Here is a 23104-nt window from a genome sequence, read left to right on the forward strand (position 1 = left end):
TGACAAAACATAACGTTAAATCCTAAGAAAGAGGTGTAGAATTATGAGGTTAAAAGGTATCGTCGTTTCTGGGCTTGCTCTTACAATGCTTGCTACTGGTTGTGGGAATGTAGATGATTATGGAACTGCTAGAAGAAATAATCAAGGAGATGCGCTTAATGTCAACTATGATAACATGGGGCGTTATACAGAAAATGTAAGAAGAGATGGGGTCAATCCAAGACGTGTCAATGAAACAAACCAACCACGACTAGAGGTTGCCGACGAAGCATCCAAACGTATCACGGATCTTAATGAAGTAAGGACCTGCAATGTTCTCGTTACCAACCGTAACGCATATGTTGCAGCTGTATTGGAAGGTCAAGAAAATACGGATTTGAGCAAGGATGTTGAAGAGAAAATCGCTAATGAGGTTCGAAAATCCGATCGCAGCATCCGTAATGTATATGTTTCCGTGAACCCTGAGTTTGTTGACCGTATGGAAGGTTATACAAATGATATTAATCAAGGCCGTCCAATCAGAGGAATTTTCGATGAGTTTACGGAAATGGTTCAACGTGTCTTCCCAACTCCTAGATAACATTATAATGAAAAGTAAAACAAGAGGGAATGTTTGGTATCCCTCTTGTTTTTATTTCAAAGAATTATTCATCTTCGTATATAATTTCGTCCGCTCTTGCTTCTACTTGATCAACTGTTGATGTATCCATGACTTCTACCATCTTGTTCGTTATTTTTTCAATATCCGAAGCAGAATACCCCAATTTCTCCAATGCTATGGTTGCAATTGATATGGCTTCCCCTATACGCATATAATCACCTCTACTCCCTATTCTTCACAGGAAAGGCGATAAATATTAGGAAGGTGTTAGTCTCTCTTAGCTTTGGAACGGACTTCAAGCAGTTTGGTCTTCAGATCGTTTTCCATCTGGACTAGTTCAAGCTCCACCTGATGGCGTTTTTCACGGCCTTCTTGTTGGATTTGCAACGTTTCCTCCAACGTTTCGATTAAGTTCTCTTGGGTTTTCTTTAGTGTTTCTATATCTACTAGTCCTCTTTCATTCTCCCTTGCAGCTGAAATGGTATTCTGTTTCAGCATTTCGGAATTCCGTAAAAGTAGTTCATTGGTGGTTTCGGAAACGTTCTTCTGCGTGTCAACTGCTTTTTGTTGGTTATACAAGGATACTGCTATAACAAGCTGATTCTTCCACAATGGAATCGCAGTAAGAATGGATGATTGTATTCTTTCCACCAATGTTTGATTAGTATGTTGGATCATTCTGATTTGAGGAGCCATCTGCAGGGTAATCTGCCTACTGATTTTCAAATCATGGGTTCTTTTTTGAAGTCTATCTGCAAATTGCATCATGTCACTGACTGCCTGTACATCCATCTGATTATTTGTTTCCCTTGCCTTCCGCTCAAGCTCAGGAATTATGGTTGCTTGGATTTCATCAAACTTGTGTTCTGCAGCTGCAATGTAAATATTCAACGCCTGGAAATAGTCTTTGTTTTTATCATACAGGGATTCCAGCATAATATTGTCCCGTTGCAGTACTTTTTTAAAGCTTTCCAGCTGGTCGGAGATTTTATCTATTTCAAAACCGATTTTTCTATATTTGGCGAATAGCTGTTGGACAGAGTTGTTTACATTTCCAAACAGTTTGCCGAAAAAACCTTTCTTTTGAGGCTCCAGCTCCCCAGGTTTCACTTCTTTGATCTTTCTCATCAAATCTGATACAACTTCACCAACTGGACCGGCATCTTTTGCCTGCACATGGGACAGGATCGAGTTGGAAAAGGTAGAAAGCTCGTTCTGGGCCGTAATTCCATAGGAGGAAATGGCTTGTTGATCTGTCGGGTCTATCTGTTTGGAAATTTCCAAAGCACGGGCCTTATATTCTGCTGATAAGGAATCCATCACTTTTTCTTTCTGCGGTTCAGGTTGCGCATTGGTTTCCCGGTGAGGAATCATTTCATTTTCCACCTCTGGAGTGGAGAATGGATTTTTCAACAGGTCGTTCAGCGTCTCATCTTTAACTTGTTCTTTGAATTTATCATTATTATTCATTGTCATTCACCCCATAAGCTACTTCTTTTCAATTATTTTGTTATTCACGTCCATCTGTTGAAAGTTTTTTTGGTTCATCAGTTGTATTTCCGTGTTGAGGTTGTTCATATCACCAGAAAGGACCGATATCATTTCTTTTTCCATGTTACGCTCCAATTGTTTCAATGCCTCTTCCGTTTCACGGAGGGCCAGGGAAACTTCATGGGTGCGGACTGGTTGATTTAATAAATGGACATATTTTTCTGTGATGATTGCCGACGAATCCAAGTGTTGATGAAAGAAGTTCTGTGCAGTCCGGTAACGAACAGGTTCTTTTTCCACCATTTTTATGATTTTAGTTGATATCTTGGAAATTTTAGTGATGGTCTGATAGACAAAGATGGATCGGACCCGAAATCTTGAACTGTTGATTTTCTTTGCTTTATCCTTCGCCTGCCTCAATTGTGCATGGACATATTTCTTTTCTTTCCGCTCAATCTTATCCAAATCGTTATTTGGAAGCAGCTTTCTTTTTAAAGCCCAATAGCTCAGAAGAAATCCAGCAAAAGCTCCCAATACACCTAATTGAAGTTGATTACCCATCAGTTGAAATGCTATAAAAAAACCTACAATTGCTAAATTGATAGAAACAATTACAATGAAGCTCTGCAGCATGAAGCGTTTCATATTTTCACTCCTCACCTATTGAAAAAAATCCTTAAACTGTACCTTTATTTACGTATCACTGAGGAAAAGGTTTCATCTTTGTTTAGTTTTATTATATAGGAAATTTGTTGGAATACGAAATGTTTTGTTAGTAGAAGGTTGGAAAAAGAGAGGAAACTAAAAAGAATCCTTGATACCAGGATCAAGGATTCTTCCACACCATTTATATTCCGATGGAAACATACTTTACTTCCAGATATTCTTCTAAGCCATGGTGGCCACCTTCACGTCCAATTCCGCTCTCTTTCAGTCCACCGAATGGTGCTTGCGCTATAGAAGGCCCCCCATCATTTACACCTATAATTCCATAGTCAAGACCTTCGGTTACACGATAAATTCTTGACATCTTTTCCGTAAATACATAAGCTGCCAGGCCATATGGTGAATTGTTTGCTCGTTGTATAACTTCTTGTTCGTCTTTAAAAGTTGTAATCGGCGCAAGTGGCCCGAACGTTTCCTCCTGCATACACTGCATGTCATCATTCACACCTGTGATGACAGTAGGTTCCATGAACGTCTTATCCTTCACTACACCACCATACGCAACGGAAGCCCCTTTCCCTTTTGCGTCATTTAGATGTTCTTTCACTTTATCAAGGGCATCTTCATCAATTAGGGGTCCAAGGTCCACTCCTCGTTCCATTCCGTTTCCAACTTTCAATTTAGAAACTTCATCCACAAAGTAAGAAGTGAACTTTTCTGCAACACTCTCCTGAACGTAGATTCTATTGGCACAAATACAAGTTTGGCCTGCATTTCTGAATTTAGATTGTACAAGCCCTTTCGCTGCCTTTTCAAGGTCAGCATCCTCAAATATTATGAATGGAGCATGCCCTCCAAGTTCCAGTGATAGTTTTTTAACGGTATGTGCCGCCTGTTCCATCAATTTCTTCCCAATTTCCGTGGATCCGGTGAAAGTCAGCTTTTTGACATCCTGATGTTTCATCAAGGACTCACCAATCACACTGGACTTTCCTGTTACAACCTGTAGGACCCCTTTGGGGATACCTGCCTCATCTGCATATTTCGCTAACAATAGTGCAGTAAGTGGAGTTTGCCCTGCAGGCTTTACAATTACCGTACACCCTGCAGCAAGGGCAGGTGCCACCTTTCTGGTAATCATGGCAGCAGGGAAATTCCAAGGTGTAATGGCCGCCACCACACCTACTGGCTGTTTCTGGATGAGCACACGCTTATCTTTTGAAGAGGAAGGAATCGTCTCCCCATAGATTCTTTTACCTTCTTCTTTATACCATTCTACAAAACTGTTGGCATAACCAACTTCTCCAAGTGCTTCCCGGAATGGTTTTCCTTGTTCTTTTGTCAATGTTTCGGCGATTAGTTTTTTATTTTCCTCCAATAGCATAAACCACTTGTTCAGCAAATCTGCGCGCTCATAAGCCGTATAATTTCTCCATGTTTGAAAAGCATCATTGGCATACTGGATTACTTCTTCCAGTTGTTTTTCAGAGATGCTTGGTACCGTACCGATTACTTCACCTGTTGCTGGATTGGTCACCTCAATCACTTCATCGGTTTTGACCCACTCGCCGTTTATGTACATTGAATACTGTTCCACCTTCATCCCTCCTATCAAAATGTCAGGTACTACTCTTTTAATATATTCACTCTTTCATGGTCATTCCCTTTATTCCAACGAAAAAAACACCGGTTACGGTGTTTTTTGTTCGGCTATAGCAACCGGCTGGCGGAATAATTTTAAACCATAGAAAAGTATCAAGGTTAAAGATAAAAGTCCAAAAACAATCGCCATCATCTGAAGGCCAATGGTGTCCAGAAACAAACCCGTTCCAAGGAGGACAACTTGAAAGAGTACACGGTCTAACATATTACGGAATGAGAAGAATCTGCCGTGATATTCTTTTGGAATTTTCGTTTGGAAAATGGTCGCTGCAATCGGAAAAAAGCAGCCAACTGCCAAGCCAAAAAGTCCAAAGGAGAATAAGGTCACCCACTTGATATCTGCAAAATAAAGGCTTAAATGTGATATGGCGATTAGTGTTACAAACCCGAACATTAACGGAATCATATTCCTATCATTGGATATACGTTTCACGGCAAAGGCACCGATCATAAAGCATATTCCTTCAATGGTATAGATAAGACTTTTAATCGTTTGATCATCCTGAATTTCACTGATATTGATGACCATCAAGTTGAAGCCCCCAATAAATAAAAAAGGAATAAACGTGAGTATCAAAACAGTCAAAGCAATCGGTGTTTCTCTTAATACAGGCAACACTTCTTTGAAACTTCCTGTTTTCTTCCCCTTTCCAACCTCCTGCTTAGTGGAAGAGTCCTCAAAGTTCAATAAAAAAGTGATGGCAAAAAGGATTCCATATGCAACCATGGATGCCATATACAAAGAGGATAAGCTCATAACTACAAGCATTGCCCCTGCTAGAGCTGTACCAGCGATTCGGGAAACCGTGGAGACGTTCATATGGACTCCATTCATTTCCAATAAATCCTTATCTTTTACAATCATCGGGATGGAAGACTGTAATGCAGGGAAATAGAAGGCCGCTGAAATCTGAATGGCAATCATGAATATTATCATGAAAATTATGGATTGAAATTCAATAGCCATGAACATGAATACAACGCTGACCATACGTCCAAAACCTGATATCAACATAACTCTTTTTTTACTTGAAGCATCTATCATCTTACCGGCAAATGGACCTACCATCACTCCAGCGAGAAGTCCAGCAAACAGGATGAGTGACTTGGCAAAGTCAGAAGGCACCAAAGCCTGCATAAACTCCAAGTTTCCTATAATACCTGTCCATAGCCCTAAGCCAGCTATAAACTCACCAATTAAAATAATCCATACATTACGATTTTTCCACATATTGTTTTCTCCGTTCACTTGGGTTGTTGTAAGAAAACTATACCATGGAATGAATTAATTCGCCACTCGAAATTTCTACCCTACTTGTTTTTTTATTCAAAGGCTCAGTTAAACACCGCTGTTGATCTTCCCACTAGCCTCCCCTTTACTAGGGGCGTTCGGGGAGCCTCTTCGGCTTGCGCGGTGTCTCCCCTAAACGCTATCTCCCTCAGGAGTCTTCGCCTATTGCTCCAATCAACATCTAGGTTGCTACAAAATCAACAGTATGCTTTAACAAATTCATTCAAAAAAACACTTGAATCAGGCCATTTTGCCTTCTCCAAGTGTTTTTTGATTTATCGTTTATCTTCATATTTCTTTTTGGTACCATCTTCGAAAGTGACTTCCAATTCAAACTCCTTATAATCGCCCTGCAGCCCAAATACTTCCATTACCTGTGACATAACTTCCTGATCGTCTGCGTTGCTGTCAAAGTTCAGCTGTTCCAAAAGAGGAGAAAGTTCTGTGTAGGCATCGTCACCTTTAAGGGAGACTTCGTTCAAATCATCTTCAATTTCTGCCTCTCCATTTCCTTCTGCTTCGTATTCTGCTTCATACTTCACATTGTTATCATATTCCACTTCAAGATCAAACTTGGTAAAACTATGACCAGTTCCTGCCTGTCCTTCTTCCGTCGTTGTTTCTTGATTCTTTTCTTCTGTGCCTGTTCCCTCATTTTGTGCAGGTGCATTTTCCGGTGGTGCAGATAAATCATCGTTGCCTGTTCCGCACCCTGTAGTAATTCCCGCAGTCAATATCAAGCTCAATACAGCCATTATAGGCTTTTTATTAAACCATTCCATTCCTATTCAGCTCCCTTATGTATTAAAGTTATTTTTACCAACTGTATCTTATTTACCCATTATTATGGAAAGAAAACAATTTTCTATTCTGCTGTTCCAATTTAAGCAAAATAGCTGAAATAAAAAACAGCCAAGATGCCCCCATCAAGAATCCACCAAGAACATCAAGAGGAAAATGAACACCTAGATATACCCTGCTACATCCTATCAATAAAATTAATAATATACATGACATGACGACAGTTATTCTGATCCAGTCGGAACGGACCACTATCAGAACCAGGATGGCGATTGCACCGAAGAATGCCATTGAATTCATGGAATGCCCACTCGGAAAGCTGTAATATCCCGCTTCGACAATATGGTCCAATGTTGGCCTTTCCCTCGTAAATATGCTTTTCAAAAAAGTATTTAAGAGGCGGACACCAACTAAGTTGCACCATATGAATAGCACCAAAGACCACTTCTTCTTAAAAAGTAAGACAACTGATAGGACAATAAGAGCTGGATAGAAAAACAGCCTAGATCCGATATATGATAAGAAAATAAAGAACCTATCCATATCTGCAAACCTATACATATTTTCTCCAAGCATAGTGTCGAAAGAGACAGCTGCCTCAACCAAGGTTAATCCTGCCACCAAAAGAAAAAGAAGAAAAAGTATGATGCTTGTTTTAAAAAATGCTTCAGGTCTTATTTTAAAATACATAACTATTCACTCCAGACAAAAAGGCTAACTCCTTATCTTTTAGAGTTAGCCTACAGACTGTCGACAAACCCTAATATGATTAACATTTACTTGTTGATCTTCGTTTCAGGCGCTTCGCTTTCCTGCGGGCGGTCCGGAAGCCTCCTCGGGCTACGCCCTGCGGGGTCTTCCCTGTCCCTTCCTCCCGCGGGAATCTGCGCGCCTTCCACTACGATCAACTTGAAAACTGTTATGGAATTTGCAATGTCTACAAATTGAAGGCTAACTCCTTATCTCTTAGAGTTAGCCTAATCACCTGTTTTATAAACTTTTCAATAATAATTTTTTTAAAAGTGGAAAAAGTACATCTGGCAGTTCCTCAATATCCGGGACTAAAATACTATACTTTCCGTACATGTTTTGAATGGTTTTGACTTGTCCTTCATCGATTTCACCATTTGCCAAAAATACATTGATGACTTCCAGGCCAGTCTTTCTTGCTTCCATGATTGCTTGATGAGTGTCTACAATGCCGTTTTTCTCATAGTCCATCGCTGCAGGTTCCCCATCTGAAAATACAAGAAGGAACTTCTGTTTTTCACTTCTAGCAATAAGTCTCTTGGTCATATGCCTTATTGCATATCCATCCCGGTTATCCTCTTCAGGTTCCAGTTGCAGGATCTCAGGGCCGGAAGCTTGTCTCAAACTAGAGGAGAAATCAATGGCCGTTTTGAAATAATTTGGTTGACTTGTGGACGTTGCATCATTGGTATCTTCCCAGAATCCTACGACTTCGTGAGGAACAAATACCGATTTCAATGCTTCATGAAAAAGAGTGATTCCGTATTTAGTCTGTTCCATTTTATCGAACATGGATGCTGAACAATCTACCAGCAGTGAGAACACTGCATCGATTTCAATGGATGGATTATCCTTTTTATAGAAGACTCTCGGGTTATCATCTGTGAACCAAGGGATGAGTTTCTTACTGAGTCTGCCGAATGGAAGATCGCTTCTTGGCATAATTTTTTTATGTTCCAATGTCTTTTGAATCAACTGCTTCAGTTTCTTTTGATAAGAAGCCACGAACTGCTTATACTCTTCATATTCACGGTTTTGTTCTTTAGAAACAACATCAGGTTTTAAAAATACTGGGTAAGCATACTTGTTCTCTTTCCCAAACTCCGCGCCATTTCCGCCTTCTTTTTTTGTATCGTTGAGTACATCCAGCGCTTCAAGCTTCGAGTAATCGTTTCTATTGGTTTGTTGACTCTCGCCTTGTACGAATCCCATTGCCTGGTCTCCATCTTCGCCTTCTCTTACCCCTTCCCCCATCAAGTCCGTTTTAGTTCCTTGCTCCATATCGAATTGGAGGAAGCTTTTATTGTTACTTTCTGATTCTCGGTGCCAGGTCGGAAGCTTGTCTTCTTGAACATCTTCCTCATCATCCTGCTTATCCCTCTGCTTGATATCATCATTCTTCAATTCACTTTTTCTTTTCATCTCATCAAAGGTTGGACCATGCTCTTCTTCTAGTTTTTCCGTAAAGTCTGGAAGGAAGAAATAAGTATTAAGCATATCCCTTTCCAGCAGATCTTCCAGCACTTCCACCATAACCTTTGTACTTTTAAGAATTTCCCTCGTGCTTTTTGCTTCGTAAGATTTGGAAGCTTCTTCTCTTAAAAAAGGAAGCGCAAGATCAAGATCCTCATTCAATGAAGGCACTTCTTCCAACGGATTATCTGTCGTCAATAGTAGGTACAGCAAATTATATAGTGCATCAGTCAGGATGTTTCTCTCCGCATTGACTGTTAACTGGCTGCGAAAGTACTTCCTGTACTCCGCTCTTCTGATCAGAAAGGTCTTGGTTGTACCCGGGCGTTCCCTTTTGCAGTATTCCTCAAGTCTCAAATCTTCGAGAAGCATGAAAAGCTGCCTGCAAAAGCTGCTCAAATGAGTCTTTTTCATAAACAGAAACAATTCATGGATTACTTCATAATCCGTATGCGGGACAGATCCGATGCTACGCAAATAAACATCACTTTTCATCCCTTGCAATTTCTCGTATGGTGGGTGATTATCCCAAAACAGGCTGATAAACAGTTTATTACTGTAGGGATCATAGTACGACTTGAACGCATATTCCACCTCTAAATTCTTTTTCTTAGAAAGGGAAGTTGCCAAGTCGGATAGTTCCATAAACAGGAATGAGTCGATTTTCTTATCATTAAAAACGATCGGTCTCATTATTCATCCCTCACTCAAACAAAGTTTGTGCGATATTCAAGATGGCCGCTTTTTCTCTATCATCTTCCAACTTCTCTGCAATTCCACGCTTAATGGCACGGATTGGAGGCAAGTAGACACTAAGGTCGCATGTATCTAAAAGGGCGCGTACGGAAGCTGCTTCTTCCGAGAGGTTGCCGTTTTCCACCAAAGCTATGAGATCGGATGACAATGTGACAAATTTCTTCAGCAATTTCTCATCTTTCAAACGGGATTGACTTTTTAACACTTGAAATAAAATATCCCCTTGCACATATGGGACATCTACGACCACAAACCTATTCTTCAATGCTTCATTAAGTGGAACCGTTCCCACATATCCTTCATTGATAGCTGCAATGACACCAAAGTCCTGTTCCGCTTTTACAACCTCACCTGTAAATGGATTGGTAATTGTTTTCCGGTAATCCAATACTCCATTCAAAATTGGTAATGTCTCTGGCTTTGCCATATTAATTTCATCGATGTACAGCAAGTGACCTTGTTTCATCGCCTTGAGGACAGGCCCAGATACAAATTCGATGGAAGCTTTCCCTTCCACATTATCTATGGTTTTGAAACCAAGTAATGCCTCGGCATCAAGGTCGACCGAACAGTTAATACTGTGCATTGGTTGATGAAAGATGGAAGATAACGTTTCGGCGAGTTTCGTCTTTCCGGAACCGGTTGGGCCTTTTAAAAGGACGTTCTTTCCCATCGACAAGGCAATGATGCAATCATACATGATATCATTATCAGTTGCTGTGTAACCCGTCGTTCCAATAAGGGAACTATCTTGTATTTTATCTTTATTTCTTTTGAATTTTTCTTGAATTTCTGTTGGTAATTGATTTATTGTAAACACACTTCAGTCTCCTTTTTCAAATAGTACTATTAGTATTTCACATTTTGTGGGAGTTATGGATTGTCATATTTCACCTAGGTAAAAAGGCTGCTGACAATAGTTTGTCAACAGCCTAGTACATTATATCAACTATTCCAATTTTCTTGAAGTGAAAAGAATTATCTTACTTAATGCTGTCCACTTCTTGAACCACTTTGTTCTTCCCTGATACAATCCAACCACCAACAGCGATACCGATTAAGACTATCCAGAACATCGCCTTAAATACTGGGCTGTGCGGGAAGTGGTAAGGAAGTACCCCAACACTTGGATGCGCTAATGTGTACATTGCCAATTTGAAACCAACCCATCCCACAATCAGGAAAGCTGCGGTTTCCAAACTCGGTCTTTCTTTTAACAATTTAACAAACAACGTAGCAGCAAAACGCATGATGACTACTCCGATAAATCCACCTAGGAAGATGATGATAAATTGTCCTCCATCAATGCCCCCGATTTGCGGAAGGTTTGTTTGTGGTAAAGTCATGGCCAAAGCAAAAGCTGCCAGGATGGAATCCACCGCGAAAGCGACATCCGCCACTTCCACTTTAAAAACTGTCATCCAAAAACCAGATTGCTTTTTGGGCTTGTCAACCGCAGCTGCATGCTCCACTTTCGCCACTGCATACCTTCGCCATATATGGTTGAGTGCGATAAACAGCAAATAAGCAGCTCCAAGGGCTTGCACTTGCCATATTGATACTAAAAATGAGATGGCAAATAATGATCCAAGTCTGAAAACAAAGGCTCCTGCAAGACCATAAAATAAAGCCCTCTTGCGTGCCTCTTCAGGGAGATGCTTTACCATAATTGCTAGTACTAGTGCGTTGTCAGCCGCTAAGATACCTTCAAGTGCAATCAGGACAAGAAGAACCCAGCCGTATTCCAATAATAATGATAATTCCATGGTTTTCCTCTCCTTTTTACATAACAAAAGCCTTACCTGGAAACGGTAAAGGCTCTTTATGAACACATAAAAAGACCTTTACCTAGAACTGTACAATTTCCAGTTTAGGCAAAGGTCTTGCTAACAACATAATTGTTGCCGATAAAGCCGGTGCTGATTAATCAGTCACGTCATGACGACTATATCGTTCTCATAGCTACTCCCCTTTGATTGGGCTTGTGCGTATGTAGTTTTAATATATACCTATTCTAGTAGCTTAACAGATATGTGTCAACACATTTATATAGGTAGAAAGATCTTTATATAATCAAAAAAATCCGAATAAATTATTTCTACACTCTAAATAAAAATAATATGTTATAATCCTTTCATTATTGATTTCATCATTCCAAAAATAAAGGTCGTGGCAAGAGATGCATCAAGCGTTTTCCTATAAAGAGCGTATACATATTTTCATTAAAATTGTTGTCCCCATCTTAATTACGCAGCTCGGACTTTTCTCCATGAATCTCTTTGATATCATGATGACAGGAAATGTTGGAGCAAGCGACTTGGCAGGTGTGGCCATTGCCGCAGGACTTTGGGTACCTGTATACACTGGACTCAGTGGCATTCTTCTATCCATCACACCCATAGTGGCTCAATTGGTCGGTGCTAAAAATACAGATAATGTCCCATTTTCGATAACTCAGGGTATGTATGTTGCTGTAGCTATGAGTGTACTCGTTATCGGGATTGGAGCCATTTCCCTTAATCCGATCCTTTCTGCCATGAGCCTTGAATCTGAAGTAAGACACGTGGCAAAATACTATCTCGTTGCCCTTGGATTTGGTATCGTCCCTTTATTTGCATATACCGTATTAAGATGTTTTATCGATGCATTGGGGCATACTCGAACTTCCATGATTATCACATTGCTCTCCTTACCAATAAATGTTCTGCTGAACTACTTATTGATTTTCGGTAAACTTGGACTCCCCGCCCTTGGCGGAATCGGTGCAGGTGTGGCTTCAGCATTAACTTATTGGCTTATCACATTTATTTCGTTATATATTGTTCTAAAAAAGAGTCCATTTACGGCATTTCCTCTATTTAAGAAGCTATATCCCGTTTCCCTATCCAAGTGGAAAGAAATTTTACTTATCGGGGTACCAATCGGACTGTCCATATTTTTTGAAACAAGTATCTTTTCAGCTGTAACATTGCTAATGAGTTCATTTGATACCATTACTATTGCTTCGCATCAAGTTGCACTTAACTTTGCTTCGCTGCTCTATATGGTTCCATTGAGTATTTCAATGGCATTAACCATCTTGGTTGGTTTCGAGGTTGGAGCGGGACGCATTAAAGATGCCAAACAGTACACTTATATGGGAGTGGTATCCGCGGTTCTACTATCATCCGTCTGTGCTATCTTCCTGTACTTTTTCAGAACTGAAGTCGCCTATTTATACACAAAAGACCCGGATGTAATCACCTTAACGACAGCGTTTTTATTATATGCTATTTTCTTCCAGCTTTCAGATGCCATTGCCGCACCAATCCAAGGGGCGTTGCGAGGGTATAAAGATGTGAACGTCACCTTTATGCTTGCCTTTGTATCATATTGGATCATCGGCCTCCCGATAGGATTTGTTCTGGCCAACTATACTCAGTTTGGTGCTTTTGGATATTGGATCGGCCTAATTTGTGGCTTAGCTGCCGGTGCTGTTGGACTCGCCTGGCGGTTATACATCTTACAAAATAGATATATGAAAAAGACCCTCTCTTACTCGTAAGGAGAGGGTCTTTATATGTAACTATTCTTATAGGAATAACGAAAGGGATTTGTAGTATATTGTCGAAATAAGTCATATAACAATTTGTAATAGAGGGGTTGTATTATGACCAATTACGATAATGAAAAAGTGTTATCTTCTTTAAGTTATTTTCGTCAACAACTCAGCATACTCTTATGCCTGCTCGAAAGATATGAAACGGCGGATTTTGAAACGAAGAAAAACTTATATCCAAAATTGATCGCTGAATTTAAGAGTTATAAGAATGATCTAAAAAGAGAAGTCAAAATCTTGATACAACATGACGTTAATCTATGGGTTTCTGACCACTTGCTACCTTCGTTGGTAGTTACTTTGGCCATTCTTCAGGATATAGGAATCAACCGTATAAACCCTAATAGTATTCATAAGGTTGTCCAACAGGTTAGAAAAGCATATTTCTTCATGGAACGTTTTGATAGTGATTTGATTGAAAAAGAGTAGGATCCTCCCCCCTCTTCTTTACTATGAAAGTCTTTTTAAAGAGCTATAAACTTTAGTTAATTAGTTTATCGCTTTCCGCCCATGACTGCCCGTATAAGGCCGGCTTCAATCGCTCTATGAAGACCTCTCCTTCTCCATTCCCGCTTCACAGAGGTCTTCATTCGCTTTATGAGGACCTCTCCTTCTCCATTCCCGTTTCACAAAGGTCTTCATCCACTCTATGAAAACCTCTCCTCCTCTATTCCCACTTCACAGAGGTCTTCATTCGCTTTATGAGGACCTCTCCTTCTCCATTCCCGCTTCACAAAGGTCTTCATCCACTCTATGAAAACCTCTCCTCCTCTATTCCCGCTTCACAGAGGTCTTCATTCGCTCTATGAGGACCTCTCCTTCTCATTTACCAGTTCACAGAGGTATTCTTCTGCTCCAGATAGATTACATTAACCCAAGTTAATTGCCTGGAACGAAAATTCACCGAAAATTATACTTTTGGCTTTCAAAAAAGGCAGCCAATTTGGCTGCCTTTAAAGTTTCCCATATTATTTACCGATGAACATTTGAGTCCAGTAGTTTCCTTCTGCCACATGACCTACACCGATGTGTGTGAAGTTTTTGTTCATGATATTTGCACGGTGACCTTCAGAATTCATCCAAGCATTTACAACTTCTTCAGGGCTTTGTTGACCTTGTGCAATGTTTTCCCCTGCAGTGTTGTACTGAATTCCGAATTTTTTCATCATATCAAAAGGAGAACCGTGAGTCGGGCTGTTATGAGAGAAATAGTTGTTTTGTTTCATGTCTTTAGATTTCTCTTTTGCTACTTTGCTTAATTCTTCATCCAATTTTAACGGAGCTAAACCTTGTTTTTGACGCTCAGCGTTTGTTAATTCTACAACTTTCTTTTCAAATTCACTTACAGCCCCAGCAGTTTGTTCAGTTGCTGGTTTTTCAGCATTTTGCTGTGGTGCTGGTTGTTGTGGTGCTTGAGCTTCTTGCTTTGGTGCTTCCTGTTTAGGAGCTTCCGCTTTTTCTTCCTTAGGAGCTTCTACTTTTTCAGCTGGTTTCTGCTCAGCTTGTTTTGGAGCTTCTTTTTCAGTTGCTTCCGCAGCTGGTACACCATTTAAGTTTACTTTTACACCGTATTTTTCTTCAAGCTCTTTTACATAGCCATCTAAGAATGCTTTTGCATCTTCTTGATTAGTAAAAGTTTTATTGATATTAAATGAAGTGACTTTATTTGTTAAGTCACATGTTGGAATTGTTGGTGCATTAGATTCTGCTTTCGCATTCATTCCGAATGGTGCGGCAGTTAATACAGCTGCAGTAGTTACAGCAGTGATGATAGACTTTTTGTTGATTTTCATAGGTGTGTTTCCCCCTTGAAATTTTTTTGTGTTGCTTTCTTGCTACACGAAAATCATAACACGGGTTCTGTGTAATATTAGAGGAATAATGTGGATATCAATTATATCATTTTTCTATAATTATCCATATACTACAAGAATCTTTATGTATCAACGGATTATATAAAAAGTATAAATCAATAACTTTTAAGTATTTTTCCAGTAAAATGAAACAGATTAAAATTATACTAAAAAAATGGTGTTGACAAGTTTTGATACAGTCCATTTTATTACAAGATAGTACTTTAATGTTACATTCTTTACAGGAATTCTAACTTTTTTTGGATAATAAAACCATAAAAACACCAAGCTTTTTTGGAAAGCATGGTGTTTCACACAGATTTACTTATCTATCCAAGTAAACATATACTTTTTATCTTCGATACCGTGAGCTTTTTTAACCACCTTCAAAGGCTTGAATGTATCTATCATGACTGCAAGCTCCAAGGTCTCCTTCTTTCCGATACTAGCCTCGGTGGTACCAGGATGCGGGCCATGTGGGATACCTGATGGGTGTAACGTAATGGATCCTTCCTCAATTCCTTTGCGGCTCATGAAGTTTCCTGCCACATAATAAAGCAGTTCATCACTGTTCACATTACTATGGTAATAAGGAGCCGGTATTGCTTCTGGATGGTAATCGTACAATCTTGGTACGAAGGAACAGACAACAAAGTTATGCCCTTCAAAGGTTTGATGGACGGGAGGTGGCTGATGAACCCTGCCTGTAATAGGCTCAAAATCTTCTATATTGAATACCCATGGATAGAGATAACCGTCCCACCCCACTACATCAAGTGGGTGATGTCCAAGTACGTGTGAGTGCAAATAACCCCTTGTTTTGGTGATTACTTCATACTCACCTTTGTCTGTATATGTTTCTAACGTTTCTGGCCCCCTGAAGTCACGTTCGCAAAATGGACTGTGTTCCAACATCTGGCCATATTCATTGCGATACCTTCTAGGTGTGGTTAGTTGACTAAAAGACTCAATGAAGAGAATTTTAGATTCTTCATTAGGTACGACACGGTAGATGGTACCGATTGGGATAGTCACATAATCCCCCGGACGGTAAGTTATCGTCCCGAACATGGTTTCTACTTTTCCTGAACCATAATGGATGAATAGAAGTTCGTCTCCGTCTCCATTCCGGTAGTAATTCTCCATCTTCTCCGTGACCAGAGCTGTTCCTATTAATAGATCACTGTTTCCTAATAAGTACTCTCTGGCATCTAACGCATTTCCTTTGGTCTCTATCGAAGTGGTGAGTAGGTGGCGGTGATTCAAGGCTTCTTGTTCTTCATATTCAGGCATATAGCTGCCAAGTACCGTGGATTTTACCACTTCTGTTGGCAGGTAGTGATGATACAGGATGGATTGTGTACCTGAAAAACCTTTGGTTCCCATTACCTGTTCTCTATACAATGTGCCATCCTCTTTTTTGAACATCGTATGGCGTTTATGTGGTATTTCTCCCATTCTACGATAATACATGAGCTCACCTCATTATATTGTTTAGTTGTTACCTTCTAAACACACTTATTTTATAGTGTTTTTCAATGTTCCTAAGCCGGTGATGGATAGTTCTACTTCATCACCAGGTTGTAACCAGCGGTGTACTTCTGTACCTAGTTCTAGGATGCAGCCGGTACCAACCGTACCCGATCCTATCACTTCTCCAGGGAATACTGTTACATCGGCTGATGCTCTTTCAATCATTTGAGCAAATGTATAGTGAATCTGCTCGAAATTCCCTTTTGAAAGTAAACTTCCATTTACAGAAGCAGTCATTTCTAAGTTGTAGCCTTTACTTGTTTTAAATGATTCAAGTTCGTCAGGTGTCACAATGACAGGCCCTAAGGATGTCGCAAAATCCTTTCCCTTTGCAGGACCCAAACCAACCTTCATCTCTGTTGCTTGAAGGTCCCTTGCACTCCAATCATTCATGATGCAATAGCCGAAAATGTAATCCTCGGCATCCTGCGCTTTAATATTTCTGCCTTCTTTTCCAATGATGCAGGCAATTTCCAGCTCATAGTCCAGCCACTCGCAAGTGGATGGTTTATCGATCCCTTCCCCGGGGCCTTTAATGGCCAAGTGATTGGAAAAATAAAAGACGGGGATTTCGTACCATTCTGGAATTACATCCAGTCCCCTTCTGGCCCGCGCAGTCTTTACATGTTCCTCAAACGCGTAGAAATCACGAACGCTTACAGGTTTAGGTAACGGTGCAAGGAGCGTGACTTCCTCTCTTTTATATCTTCCTTTAGTTACATCATTTTCTAAATAAAGTGTTACTATATTTCTATATTTGTCATAGTGGTTTATCAATGTAAGAAGGTCGGTTGGTAAAAGACCATCTGATGCTTCGTTCATGTCGACAACAATGTCATGATTTATCCAGCCGGCTTTGATCTCACCAGAGCTATTTTTAAAGGTAATATACTTCATGACAAACCCTCACATTTCCTTATTTGCGTTGAAGTTCGAACATATCACTTATGGCCTTTGTATACATACTTCCTGCCATTCTTCCTACAGGGTTCAATTTTGTTGTATCAATCTTCCCCTCGAAATACAAGTCATCTGAAATGTGGAAACTCTCTACTTTTCCGATTACAAGGCTGCCTGAACCTGGTATTTCACCGAAATGGAGCACTTCATGTAGTGAGCATTCCATTTGTACAAGGCTTTCCTTCACTCGCGGTGGTGTAACCATGAAACTAGGTTCTTTCGTGAAGCCTGACTCTTCAAACTCATCCACATCGCTTGGAAATTCAGTTGCAGTAATATTCATTTGTTCCACAATTTCCTCACTGACAATATTGATGACAAACTCCTTTGTGCTTTCAATATTCAATAAGGTATCCTTTTTCGACCCATCAGTCCCTCTTCGCATAGGAGAAAAGCAGACAAGCATCGGCTCTGCACTGATGGCTGTAAAAAAACTGAAAGGAGCGATGTTTGCTATTCCTTCCTTATTAATAGAAGAAACAAGTGCAATGGGTCTTGGCAAGATAGAACCCACCATCAGCTTGTATGCATCTTTCCAGGCAAGATTGCTTGGTTGAATATCCATGTTTGTCACCTGCACTTTTTTACAAATTTTTTAACGCCTCAATAAAAGAAAGGTTATCCTCCATGGAGCAAATGGTGACCCTTATACTGTTCGGATACCCCAAAGCTGCTCCTGTTTTAACCATGATCCCTTTTGTTAGTAATTCTTGAGTGATTTCATTTCCATCTTTGCCGATATGTATCATCATGAAATTTGCCTGTGTAGGGAAATAGGTATAACCTAATTCGTCTAGTTCTCTCTCCAAGTATGCTCTCCCTTTTTCATTGCGAAGGATACACTCTTTTCTAAATTCCTGGTCCTTAATGGCTTCCATCGCAGCTGCTTGAGCAAGCTGATTTACATTGAATACCTCTTTCACTTTGTTTAATTCTGCCGTTATGGAAGGGTCCATGATGCCATAGCCAATTCTTAATCCGGCCAGGCCATAGACTTTAGAAAACGTTCTTAAAATAACAAGATTGGCATGTTTCTTTAATAGAGGGATGGATTGGAGATATTCCTCACTTGTTGCATATTCATAGTACGCCTCATCTAACACAATCAAGATATGTTCCGGGACATTTTCAATGAAGGAAATAAGTTCTTCCTTTTTTACAATTGTCCCTGTTGGATTGTTAGGATTGCAGACAAAGATCATTTTCGTCTGTTCTGTAATATTAGCAAGCATTGCCGTCAAATCATGCACGCCATTTTTTATTGGAACGACCACTGGCTTGCCGCCTTCAATGGAGACGTTGGTTTTGTATCTCGGGAATGTAATATCAGCCATAATCGCCTCTTCTTCTGTATTCAGAAAAGCTCGAATCAGCAGCCTGATTATTTCATCTGAACCATTTCCAATGAACAACTGATTTTGGGCTACTCCTAAAAAATCCGCCAATTTGCTAGAAAGAGCTCTCGCGGAACCGTCAGGGTAAGTAAATAAATGATCTAGCCTTTGCATTAATTGTTTCTTTACAAGCGGGGAACAACCGAACACGTTTTCAATTTCAGACATGTTTCTAATCGTCGCGATTCCTAATTCCGACTGTATATCCTGCAAACTTTTCCCTAAAGGGTAGGCAGCAATATGTTGGAGTATTTCTCGGCTTTTTACTTTTACCGCCATTGGTTAATCTACCTCCTATAAAAAAGGGAGGAAACTGGCCCTCCCTTTTGTGACTTGCTTACAGATTTCCTCTTAACTCTTGTTCTCTTTCGATGGATTCAAATAATGCTTTGAAGTTTCCTTCACCAAAGCCCTTTGCACCCTTACGTTGGATTACTTCGATGAAAAGAGTCGGTCTATCTACAATAGGTTTAGTAAAGATTTGAAGCAGATAACCCTCATCGTCTCGGTCAACAAGAATGCTCAGCTCGCGAAGCTTTGCAATTTCCTCATCAATTTCCCCTACTCTTTCTGATAACATTTCATAATATGTGTCAGGAGTATTTAAGAACTCAACACCATTTTCTTTTAATTTGCTTACTGTCTGAACAATATCTTCCGTCAAAATTGCAATATGTTGAACACCGGCACCATTATAGAACTCCAAGTATTCTTCAATTTGCGACTTTCTTTTTCCTTCAGCAGGTTCATTGATTGGGAATTTGATTCTGCCGCCATTGTGCATCACTTTTGACATTAGCGCGGAATATTCAGTGTTAATATCTTTATCTGTGAAATGAGTCATTTCTTTAAAGCCCATCACTTTTTCGTAATAAGCAACCCATTCTTCCATTTGCTCTACGTTCCCTACCACATGATCGATTCCGATAATTCCTGCATCTTTAACCGGTGTGGAATTCGTGTATGCTTTGAATCCAGGCATGAATACTCCCTTATAATTTTTACGTTCAACCAATGTGTGAATGGTATCTCCGTATGTACCAATTACCGCCTTTTTCAATGTTCCGTTCTCGTCTGTCAGTTCTTGTGGTGGCTGGATGGCAATTGCCCCTCTTTCCACCGCACCGTTGTAAGCACTTTCAACATCTTCCACGACTAGCGCAATATCCTTTACTCCATCTCCATGCTTTTTAACAAACTCAGAAATTTTTGTATTCTGTTTAAGTGAACCTGTAATGACCAGGCGTACATTACGTTGCTTTAAAACATAGGAAACCGTCTCTCTATTGCCTGTTTCTAAACCAGAATAGGCTATAGGTTGAAAACCGAATGTGGTAGCAAAGAAGTGTGATGCTTGTTTAGCGTTGCCTGTGTAGATCTCCAAATAGTCAACATCTTTTACTGGAAATACTTCTTCTGCTTGATCTTTTACTTGCATCGTTTTTTCTACGTTCATAAATACCCCTCCTGATTTTTATCTAAAAAATATTATTATTCTGAATATAATATAATCTATAATTTTCATCGTCTGCAAGAGTCTCGTTTAAAGCTAGAATGCTTTGACGCGACAACGTGTCATGAGGATGTTAGTTTTTGTTTTGTGACTCTCGGGCCCTTATGAATTGCTTTTCCATCGAGATCCTCCACTGACTCCCACATACTTTCGTTTACAGTCGGGTGCGGGTAGGAAGGAAACAGCAAATCTTCCTGTCTTGCAACCATTTCTAAAGCAAGCGTTCCCGTACTGATCATCTCTACTGCTTGGGCGCCCATTATATGAATACCCAAGACCAAATCTGTTTTCGCATCTATTACCGATTTACTGAAGCCTTCTTTTTGTCCCAAAATGCTTGCATACCCATTTGTTTGGAGAGTGCTTTCCCCTATTTTCACTTCAAACCCATTTTCAACCGCATTTGTTTCTGTCATTCCGACTGCCGCAATCGGAGGAATGGTCTGAACGATTCTAGGTAGAAACGTAAAATCGCACTCAGATTGATGGCCCGCAATGTTTTCCGCTGCCACTTTTCCCTGTTTAATTGCTTTAACAGCCAAGGCAGGGCCTTCTGTTATATCACCTATTGCATAAATGGAAGTATTATTTGTTCGGCAAGCTTCATTAATTTTTATAAAGCCTTCATCACTTAAATGAATTCCTGCTCGCTGAACACCAAGTGATTCCGTTACTGGATTTCTTTCTTCGGCACAATAAAGATGTGAACTTTCCAAAATAACTGATTCATTCTTACCGTGCTCAAATGCCACTTCCCACAGATTTTCATTCAACCTGAACTGAGGTGTAGTTTCAGTTTTGTAGAGCCTTATTTTTTGCTTTTTTAACTGTCTTTGCAGCTCTTTGTTTATAGATGGATCAAATGTAAATTCATGCTGACCTGGCGGAAGAATCAATGTCACTTTTGAACCTAAACTGTTAAATGTTGTTGCGGCTTCAAAGGTGAAATCATTGTTTCCATATAAAATAAGCTCACTTGGCAATTCTTCCAGATTCCATATTGATGTAGGTGTTAGAGCTTGCGGGTTTATTTCAGCAATTGGCTTCTTGTTGCACCCAGTTGCAATAATTACATCGTTAAAAGTGAAAGTATCATATTGATGCCCATTCTCCACCCCTATTTTACTGGCGGATATAAAAGAGGCTTCCCCCTCAATGACCTCGATTTTATTTGCTTTACACAATGCCACAACCCCTTGAAGCAGTTGCTCGACTACCTTTTGTTTGTGTTCCTGTAACCTTGACAGGTCGAATGTAACTCCGCTAGTATCCAGTCCGAGCTGCTGAAAAGGTTTCATCCGTTGGAAAGACTGGGCTGCTGCAGTATGTACTTTTGATGGAATGCATCCTTCATTTAAGCAGACGCCGCCAAGCTTGTTTTTCTCAATGATGGTAACCTGTCGGCCCAACTGAGCCGCTCTAATTGCAGCGTGATAACCACCCGGTCCGCCGCCGATCACCATTACATCCCGTTCTTGAGTAAGTTCGCCTACAACCATTTAAACCAGCTCCAGCATCAATAATTTTGGTTCTTCTAAAAGTTGAGTCAGCCGGTTGGTAAAAGCGACTGCTGTAGCTCCATCTGCCACACGATGATCGAATGACATGGAAATGTTCATGATGGACCTTATAACAATCTCTTCCTGCTCATTTACAACCGGACGCTTTTTGGTTTTATGAAATGAAATCAAGCCTACTTCCGGCTGATTAATAATCGGTGTAGCGCCAATACTTCCTCCTAGAGGACCAACATTACTGATGGTGAAACTACCTCCGGTCAATTCCTTCATGGAAAGCTTATTGTCCTGGGCCTTTTTGGTTAATTCTTTTAAATTGGCATGGATTTCTTTTAATGACTTCTTTTCCACATTACGAATCACAGGTACAATCAAACCGTCTTCTGTATCTGTGGCGATTCCAATATGATGTTCCTTTAGCAGCTCTATCGTCTCTTCCTCTTCATTCAATCTTGCATTAAAGATTGGATAATCTTTAAGGGCGATAGAGATTGCTTTTAAGAATAAAGCGGTTGCTGAGATGCTTTGATTGCTTTTCTTCCAAGTTTCCCTGAGTTCTAATATGTTTGTCACATCTACTTCTTCAAAATGAGTGCAATGCGGGATTGTAAGCAAGGACTGTGACATTTTTTTGCCTATTTGTTTTCTGCGCCCTCTGTATGGAATGATTGTAGAATGTTCTTGCTGGTTATTAGATTCTGTTTTTGTTTTAACTTGTTGAACTTCCTCTTCTTTCACTTCCACTTTAGGGGCAGGCTGCTCTTTACTTTCTATAAATCTATAAACATCTTCATCTGTAATTCTACCAGCAGGACCGGTTCCTTCAATCTGTTCAATATCAATCCCTGCGTCCCTCGCAATCTTTCTTGTATAAGGGGCAGCCATGATTCTAAATGAATGTAACTTTGTTGGAGGTTGATGCTTTCTTGTTGTTTCGGTAGCTTTTGTGGCAGTGTTTGTATGGGCTGAGTTGGGAGGAGTGATTGATTCCTTCCCTGCTGATTCAGCTTCTAATATAAGTAAGGTCGTACCAACTGGAATGGTTTCCCCTTCTTTAACCAATATTTCTTTAATTACACCAGCAAGTGGCGCAGGTATTTCCGCAGTCATTTTATCTGTCTGCACCTCAACTAAAGGCTCATCAGGCTTCACTTTATCTCCTTTTTTAACAAAGAAAGATAAAATATCAGCCTGTGTCATACCTTCCCCAATATCATGAAGTTTGACCTCGATCATATGTGAACC

At 40.0% G+C, this 23104-nt stretch carries 21 protein-coding genes; 3 read left to right on the forward strand and 18 right to left on the reverse strand.

Annotation, left to right across the window (positions count from 1 at the left end; translation table 11 throughout):
• Window positions 1–43 precede the first annotated feature (43 nt).
• Window positions 44–580 carry a YhcN/YlaJ family sporulation lipoprotein gene (locus MKY77_RS13015; protein ID WP_339146284.1) on the forward strand — a complete coding sequence of 179 codons (537 nt, stop codon included), beginning with the start codon at window positions 44–46 and terminating at the stop codon, window positions 578–580.
• A 64-nt stretch (window positions 581–644) separates the two neighbouring features.
• Here MKY77_RS13015 and MKY77_RS13020 read toward each other — a convergent pair whose 3' ends face one another.
• From MKY77_RS13020 to MKY77_RS13065, 10 genes are all read right to left on the reverse strand, one after another.
• Entirely contained in the window at window positions 645–812 is a 168-nt protein-coding gene (locus tag MKY77_RS13020) for a hypothetical protein (RefSeq protein ID WP_339146285.1), read from the reverse strand.
• Window positions 813–868: 56 nt separating this feature from the next.
• A complete protein-coding gene (locus MKY77_RS13025; protein WP_339146286.1) occupies window positions 869–2071 on the reverse strand; it encodes a toxic anion resistance protein in 1203 nt (400 codons plus the stop codon).
• An 18-nt stretch (window positions 2072–2089) separates the two neighbouring features.
• On the reverse strand, window positions 2090–2737 hold the full coding sequence (locus tag MKY77_RS13030) for a 5-bromo-4-chloroindolyl phosphate hydrolysis family protein (protein WP_339146287.1): 648 nt from the start codon (window positions 2735–2737) through the stop codon (window positions 2090–2092).
• Window positions 2738–2939: 202 nt separating this feature from the next.
• A complete protein-coding gene (locus MKY77_RS13035) occupies window positions 2940–4340 on the reverse strand; it encodes an NAD-dependent succinate-semialdehyde dehydrogenase (protein WP_339149813.1) in 1401 nt (466 codons plus the stop codon).
• A gap of 108 nt (window positions 4341–4448) precedes the next feature.
• A complete protein-coding gene (locus MKY77_RS13040) occupies window positions 4449–5651 on the reverse strand; it encodes an MFS transporter (RefSeq protein WP_339146288.1) in 1203 nt (400 codons plus the stop codon).
• 335 nt (window positions 5652–5986) lie between these two features.
• Window positions 5987–6493, reverse strand: coding sequence for a YusW family protein (locus MKY77_RS13045; protein ID WP_339146289.1), 507 nt, complete (start codon window positions 6491–6493; stop codon window positions 5987–5989).
• Window positions 6494–6545: 52 nt separating this feature from the next.
• Window positions 6546–7202 carry a phosphatase PAP2 family protein gene (locus MKY77_RS13050; protein ID WP_339146290.1) on the reverse strand — a complete coding sequence of 219 codons (657 nt, stop codon included), beginning with the start codon at window positions 7200–7202 and terminating at the stop codon, window positions 6546–6548.
• A gap of 300 nt (window positions 7203–7502) precedes the next feature.
• A complete protein-coding gene (locus MKY77_RS13055) occupies window positions 7503–9428 on the reverse strand; it encodes a VWA domain-containing protein (RefSeq protein ID WP_339146291.1) in 1926 nt (641 codons plus the stop codon).
• Window positions 9429–9438: 10 nt separating this feature from the next.
• Window positions 9439–10281 (reverse strand): MoxR family ATPase, encoded by an 843-nt coding sequence (locus MKY77_RS13060; RefSeq protein ID WP_339149814.1) that lies wholly within the window; start codon window positions 10279–10281, stop codon window positions 9439–9441.
• 193 nt (window positions 10282–10474) lie between these two features.
• Window positions 10475–11257, reverse strand: a complete 783-nt coding sequence (locus MKY77_RS13065; protein WP_339146293.1) for a TerC family protein — start codon at window positions 11255–11257, stop codon at window positions 10475–10477.
• Between the two features lie 413 nt (window positions 11258–11670).
• Between MKY77_RS13065 and MKY77_RS13070 the strand changes: the two genes are divergently transcribed.
• Complete coding sequence (locus MKY77_RS13070; RefSeq protein ID WP_339146295.1) at window positions 11671–13035, forward strand: MATE family efflux transporter; 1365 nt, start codon at window positions 11671–11673, stop codon at window positions 13033–13035.
• A 105-nt stretch (window positions 13036–13140) separates the two neighbouring features.
• Entirely contained in the window at window positions 13141–13518 is a 378-nt protein-coding gene (locus MKY77_RS13075; RefSeq protein WP_339146296.1) for a hypothetical protein, read from the forward strand.
• A gap of 539 nt (window positions 13519–14057) precedes the next feature.
• Here the strand turns inward: MKY77_RS13075 and MKY77_RS13080 are convergent.
• The 8 genes from MKY77_RS13080 to MKY77_RS13115 form a co-directional block, all read right to left on the reverse strand.
• Window positions 14058–14882 (reverse strand): CAP domain-containing protein, encoded by an 825-nt coding sequence (locus MKY77_RS13080; RefSeq protein ID WP_339146298.1) that lies wholly within the window; start codon window positions 14880–14882, stop codon window positions 14058–14060.
• 381 nt (window positions 14883–15263) lie between these two features.
• Window positions 15264–16415: a homogentisate 1,2-dioxygenase gene (locus tag MKY77_RS13085; protein ID WP_339146300.1), complete on the reverse strand. Its 1152-nt coding sequence runs from the start codon at window positions 16413–16415 to the stop codon at window positions 15264–15266.
• Between the two features lie 45 nt (window positions 16416–16460).
• Window positions 16461–17372, reverse strand: a complete 912-nt coding sequence (locus MKY77_RS13090) for a fumarylacetoacetate hydrolase family protein (protein WP_339146302.1) — start codon at window positions 17370–17372, stop codon at window positions 16461–16463.
• Window positions 17373–17391: 19 nt separating this feature from the next.
• Window positions 17392–18000, reverse strand: a complete 609-nt coding sequence (locus tag MKY77_RS13095; RefSeq protein WP_339146304.1) for a flavin reductase family protein — start codon at window positions 17998–18000, stop codon at window positions 17392–17394.
• A gap of 19 nt (window positions 18001–18019) precedes the next feature.
• Window positions 18020–19108, reverse strand: coding sequence for a histidinol-phosphate transaminase (gene hisC / locus MKY77_RS13100; RefSeq protein WP_339146306.1), 1089 nt, complete (start codon window positions 19106–19108; stop codon window positions 18020–18022).
• A gap of 58 nt (window positions 19109–19166) precedes the next feature.
• Window positions 19167–20285 carry a 4-hydroxyphenylpyruvate dioxygenase gene (gene hppD / locus MKY77_RS13105; protein WP_339146307.1) on the reverse strand — a complete coding sequence of 373 codons (1119 nt, stop codon included), beginning with the start codon at window positions 20283–20285 and terminating at the stop codon, window positions 19167–19169.
• A gap of 119 nt (window positions 20286–20404) precedes the next feature.
• Complete coding sequence (locus MKY77_RS13110) at window positions 20405–21841, reverse strand: FAD-dependent oxidoreductase (protein ID WP_339146309.1); 1437 nt, start codon at window positions 21839–21841, stop codon at window positions 20405–20407.
• Window positions 21842–23095: a dihydrolipoamide acetyltransferase family protein gene (locus tag MKY77_RS13115; RefSeq protein ID WP_339146311.1), complete on the reverse strand. Its 1254-nt coding sequence runs from the start codon at window positions 23093–23095 to the stop codon at window positions 21842–21844.
• Window positions 23096–23104 lie beyond the last annotated feature (9 nt).

The sequence above is a fragment of the Sutcliffiella sp. FSL R7-0096 genome, assembly GCF_038595065.1.
Lineage (GTDB): Bacteria > Bacillota > Bacilli > Bacillales > Bacillaceae_I > Sutcliffiella_A.

Coding starts and splice junctions, on each gene's coding strand:
- MKY77_RS13075 (WP_339146296.1), top strand. CDS start 13,141: ATGACCAATTACGATAATGAAAAAGTGTTATCTTCTTTAAGTTATTTT.
- MKY77_RS13115 (WP_339146311.1), bottom strand. CDS start 23,095: ATGATCGAGGTCAAACTTCATGATATTGGGGAAGGTATGACACAGGCT.
- hisC (WP_339146306.1), bottom strand. CDS start 19,108: ATGGCGGTAAAAGTAAAAAGCCGAGAAATACTCCAACATATTGCTGCC.
- MKY77_RS13095 (WP_339146304.1), bottom strand. CDS start 18,000: ATGGATATTCAACCAAGCAATCTTGCCTGGAAAGATGCATACAAGCTG.
- hppD (WP_339146307.1), bottom strand. CDS start 20,285: ATGAACGTAGAAAAAACGATGCAAGTAAAAGATCAAGCAGAAGAAGTA.
- MKY77_RS13030 (WP_339146287.1), bottom strand. CDS start 2,737: ATGAAACGCTTCATGCTGCAGAGCTTCATTGTAATTGTTTCTATCAAT.
- MKY77_RS13035 (WP_339149813.1), bottom strand. CDS start 4,340: ATGTACATAAACGGCGAGTGGGTCAAAACCGATGAAGTGATTGAGGTG.
- MKY77_RS13025 (WP_339146286.1), bottom strand. CDS start 2,071: ATGAATAATAATGATAAATTCAAAGAACAAGTTAAAGATGAGACGCTG.
- MKY77_RS13045 (WP_339146289.1), bottom strand. CDS start 6,493: ATGGAATGGTTTAATAAAAAGCCTATAATGGCTGTATTGAGCTTGATA.
- MKY77_RS13110 (WP_339146309.1), bottom strand. CDS start 21,841: ATGGTTGTAGGCGAACTTACTCAAGAACGGGATGTAATGGTGATCGGC.
- MKY77_RS13065 (WP_339146293.1), bottom strand. CDS start 11,257: ATGGAATTATCATTATTATTGGAATACGGCTGGGTTCTTCTTGTCCTG.
- MKY77_RS13055 (WP_339146291.1), bottom strand. CDS start 9,428: ATGAGACCGATCGTTTTTAATGATAAGAAAATCGACTCATTCCTGTTT.
- MKY77_RS13050 (WP_339146290.1), bottom strand. CDS start 7,202: ATGTATTTTAAAATAAGACCTGAAGCATTTTTTAAAACAAGCATCATA.
- MKY77_RS13080 (WP_339146298.1), bottom strand. CDS start 14,882: ATGAAAATCAACAAAAAGTCTATCATCACTGCTGTAACTACTGCAGCT.
- MKY77_RS13070 (WP_339146295.1), top strand. CDS start 11,671: ATGCATCAAGCGTTTTCCTATAAAGAGCGTATACATATTTTCATTAAA.
- MKY77_RS13040 (WP_339146288.1), bottom strand. CDS start 5,651: ATGTGGAAAAATCGTAATGTATGGATTATTTTAATTGGTGAGTTTATA.
- MKY77_RS13020 (WP_339146285.1), bottom strand. CDS start 812: ATGCGTATAGGGGAAGCCATATCAATTGCAACCATAGCATTGGAGAAA.
- MKY77_RS13015 (WP_339146284.1), top strand. CDS start 44: ATGAGGTTAAAAGGTATCGTCGTTTCTGGGCTTGCTCTTACAATGCTT.
- MKY77_RS13090 (WP_339146302.1), bottom strand. CDS start 17,372: ATGAAGTATATTACCTTTAAAAATAGCTCTGGTGAGATCAAAGCCGGC.
- MKY77_RS13085 (WP_339146300.1), bottom strand. CDS start 16,415: ATGTATTATCGTAGAATGGGAGAAATACCACATAAACGCCATACGATG.